At 43.9% G+C, this 13,822-nt stretch carries 16 protein-coding genes; 3 read left to right on the forward strand and 13 right to left on the reverse strand.

Features of this window, described 5'->3' with window-relative positions; translation table 11 throughout:
• Positions 1-2 precede the first annotated feature (2 nt).
• The 12 genes from H7F25_RS16105 to H7F25_RS16160 form a co-directional block, all read right to left on the reverse strand.
• Positions 3-794 carry an SDR family oxidoreductase gene (locus H7F25_RS16105; protein WP_269780168.1) on the reverse strand — a complete coding sequence of 264 codons (792 nt, stop codon included), beginning with the start codon at positions 792-794 and terminating at the stop codon, positions 3-5.
• A gap of 103 nt (positions 795-897) precedes the next feature.
• On the reverse strand, positions 898-1,353 hold the full coding sequence (locus H7F25_RS16110; RefSeq protein ID WP_024423802.1) for a dTDP-4-dehydrorhamnose 3,5-epimerase family protein: 456 nt from the start codon (positions 1,351-1,353) through the stop codon (positions 898-900).
• Positions 1,346-2,200, reverse strand: a complete 855-nt coding sequence (gene rfbD / locus H7F25_RS16115) for a dTDP-4-dehydrorhamnose reductase (protein WP_149126167.1) — start codon at positions 2,198-2,200, stop codon at positions 1,346-1,348. The genes H7F25_RS16110 and rfbD overlap by 8 nt, the downstream gene beginning before the upstream one ends.
• A 3-nt stretch (positions 2,201-2,203) precedes the next feature.
• Complete coding sequence (gene rfbB, locus H7F25_RS16120; protein ID WP_024426396.1) at positions 2,204-3,169, reverse strand: dTDP-glucose 4,6-dehydratase; 966 nt, start codon at positions 3,167-3,169, stop codon at positions 2,204-2,206.
• Positions 3,166-3,906, reverse strand: coding sequence for a sugar phosphate nucleotidyltransferase (locus H7F25_RS16125; protein ID WP_125585818.1), 741 nt, complete (start codon positions 3,904-3,906; stop codon positions 3,166-3,168). Before H7F25_RS16125 ends, rfbB begins: the two co-directional genes overlap by 4 nt.
• Positions 3,907-3,908: 2 nt before the next feature.
• Positions 3,909-4,937 (reverse strand): PseG/SpsG family protein, encoded by a 1,029-nt coding sequence (locus H7F25_RS16130; protein WP_025093840.1) that lies wholly within the window; start codon positions 4,935-4,937, stop codon positions 3,909-3,911.
• Positions 4,934-5,674: a cytidylyltransferase domain-containing protein gene (locus H7F25_RS16135; RefSeq protein WP_171464768.1), complete on the reverse strand. Its 741-nt coding sequence runs from the start codon at positions 5,672-5,674 to the stop codon at positions 4,934-4,936. The genes H7F25_RS16130 and H7F25_RS16135 overlap by 4 nt, the downstream gene beginning before the upstream one ends.
• A complete protein-coding gene (locus H7F25_RS16140; RefSeq protein WP_185853923.1) occupies positions 5,664-6,788 on the reverse strand; it encodes an N-acetylneuraminate synthase family protein in 1,125 nt (374 codons plus the stop codon). The genes H7F25_RS16135 and H7F25_RS16140 overlap by 11 nt, the downstream gene beginning before the upstream one ends.
• Position 6,789: 1 nt before the next feature.
• Entirely contained in the window at positions 6,790-7,665 is an 876-nt protein-coding gene (locus H7F25_RS16145) for a GNAT family N-acetyltransferase (RefSeq protein WP_025093837.1), read from the reverse strand.
• The gene (locus H7F25_RS16150; RefSeq protein ID WP_185853924.1) at positions 7,662-8,840 is read right to left on the reverse strand and encodes a DegT/DnrJ/EryC1/StrS family aminotransferase; all 1,179 of its coding nucleotides are present in this window, start codon (positions 8,838-8,840) and stop codon (positions 7,662-7,664) included. The genes H7F25_RS16145 and H7F25_RS16150 overlap by 4 nt, the downstream gene beginning before the upstream one ends.
• A 21-nt stretch (positions 8,841-8,861) precedes the next feature.
• Positions 8,862-10,274 carry a capsular polysaccharide export protein, LipB/KpsS family gene (locus H7F25_RS16155; RefSeq protein WP_185853925.1) on the reverse strand — a complete coding sequence of 471 codons (1,413 nt, stop codon included), beginning with the start codon at positions 10,272-10,274 and terminating at the stop codon, positions 8,862-8,864.
• A 6-nt stretch (positions 10,275-10,280) separates the two neighbouring features.
• Entirely contained in the window at positions 10,281-11,051 is a 771-nt protein-coding gene (locus H7F25_RS16160) for a glycosyltransferase family 2 protein (protein ID WP_024423812.1), read from the reverse strand.
• 175 nt (positions 11,052-11,226) lie between these two features.
• On the opposite strand from H7F25_RS16160, the gene H7F25_RS16165 reads away from it, so the two are divergent.
• From H7F25_RS16165 to H7F25_RS16175, 3 genes are all read left to right on the forward strand, one after another.
• On the forward strand, positions 11,227-11,901 hold the full coding sequence (locus H7F25_RS16165; protein ID WP_024423813.1) for a YIP1 family protein: 675 nt from the start codon (positions 11,227-11,229) through the stop codon (positions 11,899-11,901).
• A gap of 193 nt (positions 11,902-12,094) precedes the next feature.
• Entirely contained in the window at positions 12,095-12,625 is a 531-nt protein-coding gene (gene gerQ / locus H7F25_RS16170; protein ID WP_024426405.1) for a spore coat protein GerQ, read from the forward strand.
• 130 nt (positions 12,626-12,755) lie between these two features.
• Positions 12,756-13,373: a cupin domain-containing protein gene (locus tag H7F25_RS16175; RefSeq protein ID WP_024423814.1), complete on the forward strand. Its 618-nt coding sequence runs from the start codon at positions 12,756-12,758 to the stop codon at positions 13,371-13,373.
• Positions 13,374-13,415: 42 nt separating this feature from the next.
• Here H7F25_RS16175 and H7F25_RS16180 read toward each other — a convergent pair whose 3' ends face one another.
• Positions 13,416-13,787 carry a DUF423 domain-containing protein gene (locus H7F25_RS16180; RefSeq protein WP_003215282.1) on the reverse strand — a complete coding sequence of 124 codons (372 nt, stop codon included), beginning with the start codon at positions 13,785-13,787 and terminating at the stop codon, positions 13,416-13,418.
• Positions 13,788-13,822: the final 35 nt, after the last annotated feature.

Here is a 13,822-nt window from a genome sequence, read left to right on the forward strand (position 1 = left end):
TGTCATATACTTTTCATCGAACCACCATCGACGGATATTTGTTGTCCTGTAAGATAGGAGGCTTCCTCTGATGCGATAAAAGCGGCCAATGAAGCCATTTCACTAGCTGACCCCACTCTTTTCATTGGAATTCCTGACGCTACAGCCTGTACAGCTTCTTCCCTCGATAATGCCTGTTTACGCATCATGTTTCCGATAAATTGTTCATACCGATCTGTAGCTATAAATCCCGGATTTAAACAATTCACTGTGATCCCTGAAGGTGCAAGCTGTGTGGCAGCATTTTTACTAGCATTAATAATCGCTGCATTCATCATACTGTTCGTAAACATTTGGTCACCGGGCTCCTTCCATAGGTTCCCGACAATTTGAATGATCCGGCCATATTCATGTCGTTTCATCATCGCTGCCGCACGCTTCATCATATCAATGTACGCAATGGCTTTTTGAGAAAATGCTGCCATCATCTGCTCGCTGTCACATGAATCAAAAGTATCTGGCTTCCCCCCTGGAATGTTATTAATCAACACATCCAGTCTGCCAAACTCTTTTTCTATTTTCGTAAAAGCCTCAGCCCTCACTCCTTCATCTGACATGTCCCCACAGAAAAGAGCCACCGGCTCCTTTGTTTCTGCCATACGCCCAATGTGCTGCTGCGCTTCTTCTAGTGAGGATTGATTTCTAGAATTGATGATGATCTTTACATTGTCTTGAGCGGCAAGCTTTATGGCGATGGCCTTTCCAATCCCTGTACTTGCTCCTGTTACAAACGCAATTCTTTTAGACAAACTCATCCACATCCCTTTTCTTATCAGCTTAGTACATATACATAAAATGACACATATAGAATGTATTTCAACAAAAAAAGACCTTTCTCCTGCGAAAGGCCCCCGTTCTCTATTTAAATGTCGTTTCCCAATTAAACCCGATCGTTTCGTCATTCCAGGCGATTCTCTTTTCATCTGGGTTTTTCGGGTCATACGATTCTGTTGTGAAATACACAATTTGCAGCGGCGTCTCACCTAGTACACGGTAGCCATGCGCGACACCCTTTGGGATGAGAAGCAGCATCGGATTGTCTTCCCCCATGTAATACACATCGGTTTGCCCCTTTGTGGGAGAGTCCTCACGCAAATCGTATAACACGACCTGTGCATGACCTGCCGGGAAGAACCAAACGTCGTCTTGTTTTTCATGATAATGAAAAGCTTTGATCACGCCTGGAAAGCTTTTCGACCATGACGCCTGACCAAAGCGTTTCAGCATCGGCTCATCATCTCGAATGAGCTCTGCAAAAAAGCCGCGGTCATCACAATGTTTCATGAGTTTTTTTGTTTGAACACCATCAATCATACTGTTGCCATCTCCCTTCTTTCTGCAAATATTCGTGAAGTGCATCCTTCCAATGCCTCGGCTGCCAGCCTGTGGCTTCAATCGCTTGAAGATCTAAGACAGAATAGGCTGGGCGTGGCGTTTGGAAGCCGTACTCTTCCGTGGAAATCGGCTCAATTGTAGCGGACAGGCCGCTTTTCATCACAATTTCTGACGCAAAATCAAACCAGGAACAGCTTTCTCGATTACTGACATGGTACACGCCTGCCTTCTGATCAAACAAATGAATCAAGGCCTCGGCTGCATCCTTTGTATAAGTAGGAGACCCTATTTGATCGTTCACAATGCGCAAATGATCCTTCGTTTCAGCGAGCCGAAGAATGGTATTCACAAAGTTATGCCCCTCATGTCCGTAGAGCCACGAGGTACGAATGATTTTCACTTCGTCTGACACAAGCTGAATCAATTCCTCACCAAGCTTTTTACTCTTTCCATAAATGGTTTGAGGATCTGCTTGTGCATCGACTTGGTAAGGGGTGTCCGCCTGCCCGTCAAACACATAATCTGTACTGACATGTAACACATCAGCGCCTGCGCGCTTTGCTTCCAGGGCTGTATAGTAGGCGCCAATGCCATTCACAAGATACGCCTTTTCGGTTTCTGTTTCACATTGATCAACAGATGTATAGGCTGCTGCACTGACAACAATATCAGGCTGATAGTGTCTCATCGCATGTCTAACTGCCTGCTGGTCTGTGATATTGAGCATGTTCCTCGTTAAGGCAATGACGGTCATGTCTTTTTCTTTGAGCTGTCTGCTCAATTCTTTCCCTAATTGGCCGCCTGCACCGGTGATTAAAACTTTCATCCGTCACCCTTCTTCGCTCTGATCGTATTTGGTTCGATACCAATTGATCGTTTTTTCGATACCTTCTTCAAATGACGTCTCCTGCGTCCAGCCGAGCTCGCCTTTTAGCTTACTGGCATCAATGGCATACCGTCTGTCATGTCCTTTTCGGTCTTGAATAAACGCAATTTGATCATGACTGATTCCGAGCTGCGATAGAATCGTTTTGGTTAAATCGAGATTTGTTTTCTCATTGCCGCCGCCAATATTGTATACCTGCCCGGCTGTGCCGTTTTCGAGCACCTTCTTCACAGCTCTCGCATGGTCCTCTACATACAGCCAATCGCGAATTTGCCGGCCGTCTCCATAAATCGGGATTTTCTCTCCATTGACTGCTTTTCTAATAATGGTCGGTATTAATTTTTCCTCATGCTGATACGGTCCGTAATTGTTGCTGCATCGTGTAATCATCGCGGGTAATTGGTGAGTGTGGATATAGGATTTCACAAGCAGGTCTGAACTCGCCTTGCTTGCTGAATAAGGATTATTCGGTGAAAGTGGTGTTTGTTCTGTGAAAGCAGGATCATCTGGCTCCAAATCTCCATATACTTCATCTGTTGAAATATGAATGAGCTTTTTCGCCTTTCCTTTTAAGACTGCTTCAAGCATACGATACGTTCCGAGGACATTTGTTTGAATAAAAGGCTCTGCCGATTCAATGCTGCGATCAACATGCGATTCTGCCGCAAAATGAATGATTGCATCATAGACTTCGTCAAATGCTTGATCCAGCTCATGCTGAAGGGTAATATCCCCCTGAATAAACCGAAAATGAGACAACTTTAATAATTCATCCATCTCGTCTGGATGACTGGCATATGTTAATTTATCAAAAACGGTGAGCCTGATATTTGTATCCTGAAGCAGCAGCTTCACAAAATTCAGTCCGATAAAACCCGCTCCACCTGTAATTAAATAAGACTTCGTCATTCGGATCCCTCTTTTTTCTTCATCGTTTCAAACATTTTCGCAGATGCTTCGTGGAGAGATTCATGTGTTCCTGCATCAATCCACCACCCTTTTAACATATCATAGGTCAGCTGGCTATTTGAGATATAGAGATTGTTCACGTCTGTAATCTCTAATTCGCCTCGATCTGACGGCAAGATTCTCTCAATATATTGAAAGACTTCTTGATCATAAAAATAGATGCCCGTGACGCAGTAAGATGAGCGCGGATACTCCGGCTTTTCTTCTATTGATAAAATCCGTTGGCGCGTGGCATCAATTTCTGCAATGCCAAACCGGTTTGGATCTGCCACTTCTTTCAACAAAACCTTGGCTCCTCTATCTTGCCGCTGAAAGGCTTCAACAAAAGGGTTTAGCGAATCCTCAAATACATTATCACCAAGCATCAGCACAAACTTCTCCCCTTTAACAAAGGGCTTTGCATAGGATAAGCCGTCTGATATCCCAGACGCTTCAGGCTGTACCTGATATACGATGTTCATCCCCAGTTCCTGATCGCTTTCAAGCAGCTTTTGAAACAGCGGGATTTGTTCTTCTTGTGATATGACCATCACATCTAAAATCCCTGCTTCCTTCAATTTGAACAATGACCAATAAATCATTGGATATGGACCAACCGGCAATAAATGTTTATTGAAAATCTTCGTTAAAGGCGCCAGTCGTGATCCCTTTCCTCCTGCTAAAATAACTCCCTTCACATCTACACATCCTTATGTTCTTTTTGGTGATGATTCATGAGGTGTATAAGAATGTTTTTCACTCGTTCAGTTCCTTTTCCATCGATGAGTGTCCGTCCATTGAGATGGATGCTCCTGCGGAGAAAATAGCTGCCGGACAGCCTTTCCACAGCACATCGTATATCTTTTTCATCCACAAGTTCACCTAATCCAAGATGACGGCAGGCTCCCTTTTGTGCAAAACGAGCGGCTGTCACTGCTTGGTGATCGACTTGTGAAAGGACAATACTGGGCACTCCGATACAAACTGCCTCGTATAACGTCATCCCGCCAGCCACTATTGCCAGATCAGCTTCCGAAAGGCGTGCAAGTAATTGATCTGTATGACGAATGAATTGAATATGCTCAGCCTCTATTTGTTCTTCAATGCGGGAGGCTTTTCCTGTAACCGCTAAGATGTGTAAGTGGTCAGCTTCGAGGAGTGCTGATACAGCCTTTGATAACAATCCGCATGGGTCACTGCCCCCAAGGCTGATGACCACCTTTTTGCATTCTTTTCGAACCTCATATGTGTCTTTTAATCGGCTTATCTCTTGATCTAACAATAAATAAGGTGTTCCATAAAAATATTCTGTCCCATCTACTTGCATGTGCTTTTCGTCCAGACCGCCATAAATGCCGTTCACGACAGCATCGGCAAGCTGACAAGCTTCTGCTCTTATTTCTTCAAATAAAACCAGCCTTGCAGAGCCGGAGGACGCTTTGATCAATCGAAGAAATTGGAGGTCACAATCAAGTACATCAATCAGCAGAAGATCTGGATTCAGCTCTTTTATGTCCTGCTCCATCTGAAGGAATGCCTTCGACTCCTGCACCAAATGAACGTGCCAATCTGGACCTGAGAGCATTTCTACACAGATCTGTTCATTTGTATAGAAAGATATGTCGTTTCCTTCTTGAAGCAGTTGATTTGCCAGCCGTTTCATTCTGACGACATGCCCCATCCCTCTTAAAAACCCACCATACACAACAATCATGATTTTCTTGTTCATTCAGCATCCTTCTGTTTCACAAATTGATTCAACCGAACAATATCAGGGTCTTGTTCGCAAATGGTGATGAGTTCAGCCGTAGGCACAGCAATGGAGCCGCCAGCTTTCTCTAGTAAACGGGTCGCAAACACATAATCTTCTTCTGTATCAATCGTGAATCGATAAGCAGGATATGCAAGTTCTTTGGGCGGTGTGAATAATTGCAGGTGAAATTGCTCAGGATGCTTTCTGATATAGAGCGTGACATGCTCACGCTCTGGCTGCGTAAGGGGAAAATTGTCGATTTCACTTAAAATCTGTGCGTCGATCATTTCCCCGGAAATACCCAGTGGCGTTCCAGCCGTATACGTGTAATCAGCCTTCTCTTGTCTATGTTTTTCAAGCATTTTCGACAAAAGGACTGGATCTATAAATGGGTTATCTCCCGTTAAACGCACAATGGTTTGCGGTTCAAAATGACGGACAATCTGCGCAAATCGCTGCAGTACATCCGTCTCACTGCCACGAAATACTTTATAGCCCTTTGATAAACAATAATGAGCCAGCAGATCATCTTCTGCCTCAACTGTTGTGGCGATCATAAGGTTCTGCGTTTTGTGATTGTAATGAGCTGATTGCTTTACCCGTTCAACAATCAGGTCGATCAGCGCCATACCGCCGATCGGTTTCATTACCTTTTTTGGCAGCCTTGTTGAGCCCATTCTCGCCTGTATGACAAAAAGGACATCATTGTTCATTTGGCGTCTCCTTCATGAGTACATCTTTCCACGAAACCCCTGTATGGGCTGGGATATCTCTGACAGCCTTTGCGCCAAGTAAAACCGCCATATACCTTGGATGCAGACCTTGGCTTTTTTGTCCTGGACGTAACACAGCTAGATTTTCTGCGGTCAATGTCTCGCCCTTCGCAATGCCTTTTGTCGTAAAAATGCCTCGATACGCAAATTCACGAATCTTGCCTTCAATAGCTGTTGTCGTTTTATAAGAACTGCCAAGGAGCTCTTCTGGCACTGAATGAATGTCAGCTTCTTTTAAATTCCGCTGCTTTTCTGCCGCTCGAATATGCTGAACCATTTCCTTCAATTCTTCAGGATCAAGCGCAAAGGAATGATCAGCCCCAGGTAACGTTTTATCGACTGTAAAATGCTTTTCAATGATTGCCGCCCCAAGCTTCACAGCAGCTACAGGCGCTTCAGTTGGATGCTCACTATGATCAGAAAAGCCAATGACTGCGTCGGGAAATGCCGCAGCTAAAGTTTGAAGCACGCGCAGATTCGTGTAAGCTCTAGGTGCTGGATACTTTGCTACGCAATGCATGATAGCGACCTGCTGATTTTGCTCGCTTGTAATCGCCTCGTATGCTTCATGGACATCCGAAATGGTTGCCCCGGCTGTTGAGAATATGATGGGCTTTTGAAAAGATGCCGTGTGACGCATAAGAGGCAGATGATTGATTTCATAGGATGCCAGCTTGAAAGCCGGCGGATCGGTTTGATTCAATAGATCCGCAGATTCTTCGTCACACACTGTGCTTAAAAATATCAGCCCTTTTTCCGCGCAGCGTGACAATAACACCGGGAGCCATTCTGGCGGCAGCTCCATTTGTTCCACTAAAGAAAAAATAGACACCTCTTCCCCCTTGGCTGTTTCGTACAAACCCGGTTCCTTTTGATACATCCGATCAGCTTGAAACATTTGAAACTTCACCGCATCGGCACCTGCTTCTTTTGCCACATCAATTAAAGCAAGCGCCTGATCCAGCTTTCCATCATGGTTAATGCCTGCCTCTGCAATGATAAAGACAGGCGCACCATCCCCTACTTTGCGATCTCCGATATAGAAATGCGCCATCTTACCTCTCTCCTTTTTTCGGCCACACATGGTAATACAAGAAGGCATTTTTTGTTCTAAAGCCCAGCTTTTCGTACAGCTGAATCGCGGTTGTGTTATGCATCTGAGTTCCGGCAGACATAAACCGATGCCCTCTCTCATAAGAGGCTTTTATTATCGCCATCACGAGCTTTTTTCCGATCCCTTTTCCTTGTGCATCCGGTCTAATGGACAATAAATCAAGCACTAGTTCATCGCCCTTTGTCACCCCTTGAATCAAACCAATGACTTCATCGTTTACCTTTGCCGCGAGATTGATATCTGCACGTCCGAGTAAATTGTTTCTCATCCATTCCTGAAAGAAATGCTGGACGACATTCTGATCTAAAAAAGGATCAAGTGCGTACCGGCTTTTCCCAAACGCCTGATGAGCAAGTGAGACCGCCTCATCGTAATCCTTTTCATTCGGCAGACTAATAACCACATCTTCACCTGTTGATGGAAGCTCCATATGAACAGGCGGCGCCTCAAGACGAGTGAGACCTCCCACATAGTACACATGTGACAGTCTTTGAACGATACGGTTTTTTACAAGATCAGACGCTTCAAGACGTAAAAAGAAAAAATCGCATTTTTCAGTTCTCATCCAATTGATGAAACGCTCCATCAATTCTTGAAAAGAAGACGCTGACTCCGCTTCCACAAACTTCACATGAAAAATATGCTGATCAAAAATGCCGCTTTCCCATTTTGACCATTCATATAACAGGACTGCTTTGAGCTGGGCGCCATTAACAAGAGCAAACTGCTTGAATCCGTTCATTTGTTCCGCTTGTTGACCGTATTTCTCCAGCCAAGCAGCCAGCACCTGATCATCTACAGCATGAACGACCTTCATGATGATGCCCTCTGTTCTTTTAAAATAGACAACACCGCTGTGATAACATCCTGCACATCTTCATCTGTCATACTTGGATAGAGCGGCAGTGAGAGCGTCTGCTTGTAGTATGCGAGTGACTCAGGGAAATCCTCTGGTGAATAGTGATATGTTTCCTGATAGTATGGATGCAAGTGAACAGGGATAAAGTGAACACTCGTGCCGATTTTATATTCCTTTTGCAGCTGATCAATCAGTTCATCCCGCGTGATGAATGCTTCTTTTGGATTCACTTGCAGTACATACAAATGCCATGCATGTCTTCCATCTTGATGCACAGGCGGCAGGATAAGACCCGCTTCTTTTTGAAAAGCCTGATTGTATGCTTTTGCAATCTGTTCTCTCCGTGCCTGCATCTCATCCAGACGGTTTAGCTGAACAAGCCCTAACGATGCCTGCACGTCAAACATGTTCATTTTATAGCCTGGTTCCTCGACCTCGTAATACCACGTTCCTTTTTCTCCATAACGATTCCACGCTCCCTTGCTCATCCCATGCAGCGCTAGTCTTCTAATCCGAGCAGCAAGCGCATCATCATTTGTTGTCAGCATGCCGCCTTCACCAGTCGCTAGGTTTTTCGTTGCATAAAAGCTAAAAGCGGTCGCATCACCAATGGATCCAACGGGCTGACCGTGGTACGTTGTGTAAAGAGCGTGGGCAGCATCTTCAAGTACAAATAGATCATACTTTTTGGCAATCGCTAAAATTCGGTCCATATCGCACGATTGACCGGCAAAGTGAACAGGAACAATCGCTTTTGTATGTGGTGTAATGGCCGCTTCTATTTTCTCTGCATCTATGTTGAGGGTCGCTGGATCAATATCGACAAATACAGGCGCTGCCCCCGTATGGATAATCGTATTAGCTGTTGCGCAGAATGTCAGAGGGGTTGTAATCACCTCATCCCCAGCCCCAATCCCTCTTGCCTTTAAGGCTAAAAATAAAGCAGCCGTACATGAATTGACAGCGATCGCATGTTTTGCACCTGTCAGCTGCTGAAATTCTTCTTCAAACTGTCTTACTTTTGGTCCAGTTGACAGCCAGCCGGACTTTAATGTTCCAATGACTTCATCAATTTCCTCCTGCTCAATGAAAGGCAGAGCATAAGGAAGAAATTGTGCTCTCTTTTTTCCCATATCGCTTGCACACCCCTATCTTCATCTCTGAAAATCCACACCAGTTTTTGTTTTGAGCAGAGAAAGCAGAACATCGATAGATCGCGCATGCGGATAATGTTGTTTAATGAACTGAGCTCCTTGCTGCTTTGCCAGTTTCATCTCTTGTTCATCCGACAAAATACGAATGGCTTTCTCAGCTAGTTCAACAGGGTTTTCCATATGATAACTGCCAAGCGACTCGTAATATGGGTATCTTCTGCCTTCTGTCATTTTCCCGATCAGCACACTCTTTTCAAAAAGCATCGCTTCAAGACCCACTGTAGATGTGAGCGTAATCACGATATCCACATATGGCAGCAGGTCATACAGGTCAATTTCTTTTTTAATCAATTTCACATGATTTCCCGCTCGTTCAATAGACACATAGTCATTTAATCGATTTCGAGCAATTTCCCAAGGATGCGGCTTCATGATCAGCTGAATGTCTTTCCGTTTGGCGATCGTTTTAAGAACATCGCCATAAAAGGCTTCAGAAAACGGCTGCGTTGCCACAAGCACGGTCTTTTTAGCCGGACTGAAATTCAATTTACGAAAAATGAGATCCTGTTGAAGCGGCGTTCGCTCCTTCACCAAATCAAACCTCGGATGACCTGTGATTTCCACCTGTTCCGGCTGACAGCCTTTGTCTACATACCAATCCTTTTCATACTTTCCAAACACCCCATGGCAAGTCGTAAAAATCGGTAAAAAGGCTTCGTCTCCCATAAGCGCGCCGTGTTGAAGACAGATACTCGTAAGCTGGCGTTTCACTGTTTGCAAAGCGAGTACGCGGCTGTAGACATCCTCTGTCGTTCCAACAATAACAGCTGCAATCGGCTGCATTTGAAATAGCATTTCTATCTGGTCAATGACATCAATAAATTGCACAATGTCCTTCCGCAGTTTTTCTCTAAAAAAGACATTGCCAAAGACAGGGTGGTGAGCGTAAGGTTTAAGGAGAGCATTTGCTTTTTCAATATATTCAGCGTGGGCTTCTTTATTAACCTCTCCGGCTAATTCCGGCTTACTGATCACGGGTAAACCGAAATAATCCGCCTTCTTCCAACGAGCGAGCACCACCGTTTGGTTTGGATGGAACCGCGTGTAATTTTGTTCCGTAAAACGCAGGTGTTCAAAGTGAAGCAATACCTTTCCATTCGCCGGACGATAAGCAATACGCTTGATCTGCTGTTTATGCTGATCAAAAAATGGCTGAATCTCTTCCGGTAATGGACAAGCGGTTGTCAGTTCTTGACCGAATGCTTCATCTTCCATGCGTTCCCTCACTTCAGGACTGATATATTGATAAAAATTACTGATCAACCCAAGAGGAATTTGCTTGTAGGACAAATCCTTCATCAGATTCACATACTCAAAGTACACCTGCCAATAATGATGAATATAGTGCGACACTTCAGGTCACCTCCCATGTCTTTGTTTTAATATACTGCGAAGCTCCCAGCAGGTGGACTGCTCGGGAAGTGCTTGAATAAAGGCACTTTTCTCTTCTTCTGCCAGCTGATAATGAATGGACTGTTCTGTAATGTAATTTGTATCTAATATTTCATCAAAGGGATAGAACGGATAAAAATGATTTAAGCGGAAAAAGAAACGGGCATCCCCTATTCGATAAAAATGCGGACTCTCGTCCCAGTAAGACCCAAATTCCTCATGAATTTTTGATAAAATGGATGTACGATGCACGACCGAGCAATGATCTATGGCGCAGGGGGCATTCCATTGCACTGTTTGCGCCGGCCGAATCGTTTCCTTCACTGGCTCTTTTTTGCTATTTAAATAGATCACTTTAGAACTAGAATAGACAATATCTTTACCTGGATGGGCATCTAGATAATGAGTGAGCTTCTCTAAACGGTCCGGGGCGTAGACATTGTCATCTGTGGCATAGGAAATATACTCCCCTTTTGCCAGTTCTAATGCTTGATTAATCAGCACGGCGTAGCGAGTTTTCGCTGTTCTCTCTTCCAGCGTTTTGACACCGCTTTGAATAAAATGAACGCGGGGATCTTTGCGAAACGGTTCAATAGCAGCAAGGGTTTTTTCGTTTGATCCATCATCCATGATAAAAAGTTCAAAGTCTGACAGCGTCTGCTGCAGGACCGCTTCAATCGATCTGCCGACGTAAGCCGCCTTGTTGTAGCTCGTCATAATGACAGTTACTTTTGTCAAAGTTTTCACCTCGGTCTCTTTCAAACTATGTTTATCATATGTGTCTCCTCTTAAAGAGACTGTAGAGTGACCTATTTTTGATAAAATTGTATTTTTTTATTGATCTATCTTTGAAAAATGCGAACTTTTTGGTAATATAAGTAATCATTTGTGTGTATTAAAGGAGTAAAGAACATTGGAAGCTATGAAGAATGATCACTCCCAAGAAGAGGAAGTAAAAGGATTTTTTCGATTTTTTAAAATTTTCGTCGCAACAAAAACGATTATTCGCTCATATCAACATTCCAATATTCCCATTTGGCTGATGATGCTCCTTGCAAGTATCGCCGGTACAGGCTGGATCTACGAAGGGTATTTTAGCGAGTATATGGGCAATCATATTCCATTCCCTTTTATTCTGTTACAAGGAGCGGGATATGGTATTTTGGCAGGCAATATGATTCTATTTTTCGGTGTCCTCATCATCAAGTGGTTAGGACGTCTCTTTTTCGGCTGTCAAACGGCGTATCGAGATATACTCAAAGCGTGCACACTGACGGTCTTTTTCCCTTCTGCTTTATTTTCACTTACTTGGATTTTCACTGTTGGGATGCTTGGTCCGTACACGTTTGTTAAAATCTCACCATATTTAGATCAGCATTATGAAGTATGGTATTATCTCGATCTTTTACCTCTTACGGAAGCATATGCAAAGACGTGGATATTGGGAATGGCTGTTTTAGGCATTGTCGCTGTGATGAAGCTCAGATTATGGCAAGCCTTCATCATTGTGATCACACCGCTCGCCGCTTTTTTTCTCATCATGACACTTTTATTTGATATTCAGCACGCTATAAACTGGATCATGTAAAAAGGACGAGTACCGATAGAATACGAGGGATTGTCTTCACGCTGAGGAATTGCATAGCAGTTCCTTTTTTTCGTTCAATGTACATATTCTCCCCTCCTGTCTCATAGTGTGAAAGAGAGAAAGAATGCTATGGAAACAACAGGTGCTTTAGCGCCTTCTGTTTAGAACACCATGAGGAAAGAGGAGGAACGTTATGAAATTGAAAAATCAATTTGGGCAAGGTTCGGGTTTCGAAGGTCAAGATTTCCGCCAGCAACAATATGGAGCAAATCCGTATCCTGCGCAGCAGATGGGTTATTCAGTCCCTCCCCAAACGCAGGGTCAAATGCAGCAGGGGTTTTCACCAATGCCGTCAACCGGTACTTCACAAGGAGGCCAAGGAACGCAGGGCGGCGGTCAGCCCTATCAAATTCCTTCTGGACCGGTTTATCAGCAGAATGTCACAGGACAGCTACCTATTGAGCAGTCCTATATTGAAAATATTCTACGATTGAACCGCGGCAAGGTAGCCACGATTTATATGACGTTTGAGGCGAGTAAGGAATGGAATTCGAAGATTTTTAGAGGCGTCATAGAAGCTGCAGGGCGTGACCACATTATCATTAGTGATAATAAGACAGGAACACGATACTTACTATTAACAATCTATCTTGATTACATTACGTTTGATGGAGAAATTCAATATGATTATCCTTATTCGATGTCAACATATTCTCCGAGATAACGTCAAGCATGGCAAAAGCAAGGACTCAGGTGCCCTTGCTTTTTTCTTTTGTCTAGGTTTTTGTCACACCTCTAGAGCGCTGCTCATAAGATGCCTAGTAGTTTTTATCAAAAGCCTAGAGGTGACATCAATGACTGTTGAGCTGGATTATACATCACCAAATGTCAAATTTTCATACGATCTGAATCAAAGCCCCCTTGTGAAATTCGATCAGCATAACCTGATTAATGTGTTAGGAAAAAAACAATTAAACTCGTTGGATCAAGTGTCCCTGCTGGATATATATTTGAGTAAAAGCAAAGTCGTAGAGCCTCATTATCATCAAAATGCGGCAGAGCTTGTTTATTGTATAGCCGGTTCTGCTGCCGTATCGATGCTGAATCCATTTACAAAAAAACTGCACACCTACACCATCACACCTGGACAGGTGGCAAACGTGCCTCAAGGCTGGTGGCACTATGAAGTCGCTCTCCAAGACAGAACTCATTTGTTAGCCATTTTTAACGCATCTACACCTGAAGTGATCCTAGGCTCAGACCTTCTCACCCTCACCCCTTCTCACATCATGGCCCATACTTATTGCATGAACGAAACACAGTGGAAGCAGGCGATAAAGCCTGTGAAACCAAGTGTGTTTATCGGACCATTTTGCCACCGGGAGGAAGAGTCTCAAACGCATCCTGTCCCTCCATCTCACTACGTCCCATATTATCAAGCACCGCCCAACTATACCCCTTACTGGAGTTAAGAAAAAAAACCGATGCCCCTATGAGAGCATCGGTTTATTGGCTTATAAATTTTTTGCTGCTGCAATGACAAGCATGATCCAAGAGGCGATAAATGCTACTCCGCCAATAGGAGTAATGGCACCTAGAATCTTCACCTGCGTTAATGCCAGCACATAAAGGCTTCCTGAGAAGAAAAGGATGCCTGCAAGCATCACCCAGCCAGCGGTTGGAACTAGGGAAACACCTGATAGCTTATCTGCAAGAAAGGCGACAATAAATAGTCCTATCGCATGGAACATCTGATATTGAACACCTTTATTCCATATTTCTATATATTTTTCAGGGATTTTCCCTTCTAGACCGTGCGCACCGAAGGCTCCAAGTCCAACAGCAAGCATGGCGTTAATGGCACCTAAAATGAAAAATAGTTTCATTCGTCATTCTCCTTATCTCGTCAATTATATTTATC

The organism is Bacillus sp. PAMC28571, assembly GCF_014250435.1.
In the GTDB taxonomy this organism is placed as follows: domain Bacteria; phylum Bacillota; class Bacilli; order Bacillales; family Bacillaceae; genus Bacillus; species Bacillus safensis.

Excerpts from the sequence above, each read along its gene's own strand:
- H7F25_RS16105 (WP_269780168.1), bottom strand. The coding sequence starts at position 794 with ATGAGTTTGTCTAAAAGAATTGCGTTTGTAACAGGAGCAAGTACAGGG.
- H7F25_RS16110 (WP_024423802.1), bottom strand. The coding sequence starts at position 1,353 with ATGATTGATGGTGTTCAAACAAAAAAACTCATGAAACATTGTGATGAC.
- rfbD (WP_149126167.1), bottom strand. The coding sequence starts at position 2,200 with ATGAAAGTTTTAATCACCGGTGCAGGCGGCCAATTAGGGAAAGAATTG.
- rfbB (WP_024426396.1), bottom strand. The coding sequence starts at position 3,169 with ATGACGAAGTCTTATTTAATTACAGGTGGAGCGGGTTTTATCGGACTG.
- H7F25_RS16130 (WP_025093840.1), bottom strand. The coding sequence starts at position 4,937 with ATGAACAAGAAAATCATGATTGTTGTGTATGGTGGGTTTTTAAGAGGG.
- H7F25_RS16135 (WP_171464768.1), bottom strand. The coding sequence starts at position 5,674 with ATGAACAATGATGTCCTTTTTGTCATACAGGCGAGAATGGGCTCAACA.
- H7F25_RS16140 (WP_185853923.1), bottom strand. The coding sequence starts at position 6,788 with ATGGCGCATTTCTATATCGGAGATCGCAAAGTAGGGGATGGTGCGCCT.
- H7F25_RS16145 (WP_025093837.1), bottom strand. The coding sequence starts at position 7,665 with ATGAAGGTCGTTCATGCTGTAGATGATCAGGTGCTGGCTGCTTGGCTG.
- H7F25_RS16150 (WP_185853924.1), bottom strand. The coding sequence starts at position 8,840 with ATGGGAAAAAAGAGAGCACAATTTCTTCCTTATGCTCTGCCTTTCATT.
- gerQ (WP_024426405.1), top strand. The coding sequence starts at position 12,095 with ATGAAATTGAAAAATCAATTTGGGCAAGGTTCGGGTTTCGAAGGTCAA.
- H7F25_RS16175 (WP_024423814.1), top strand. The coding sequence starts at position 12,756 with ATGACTGTTGAGCTGGATTATACATCACCAAATGTCAAATTTTCATAC.
- H7F25_RS16180 (WP_003215282.1), bottom strand. The coding sequence starts at position 13,787 with ATGAAACTATTTTTCATTTTAGGTGCCATTAACGCCATGCTTGCTGTT.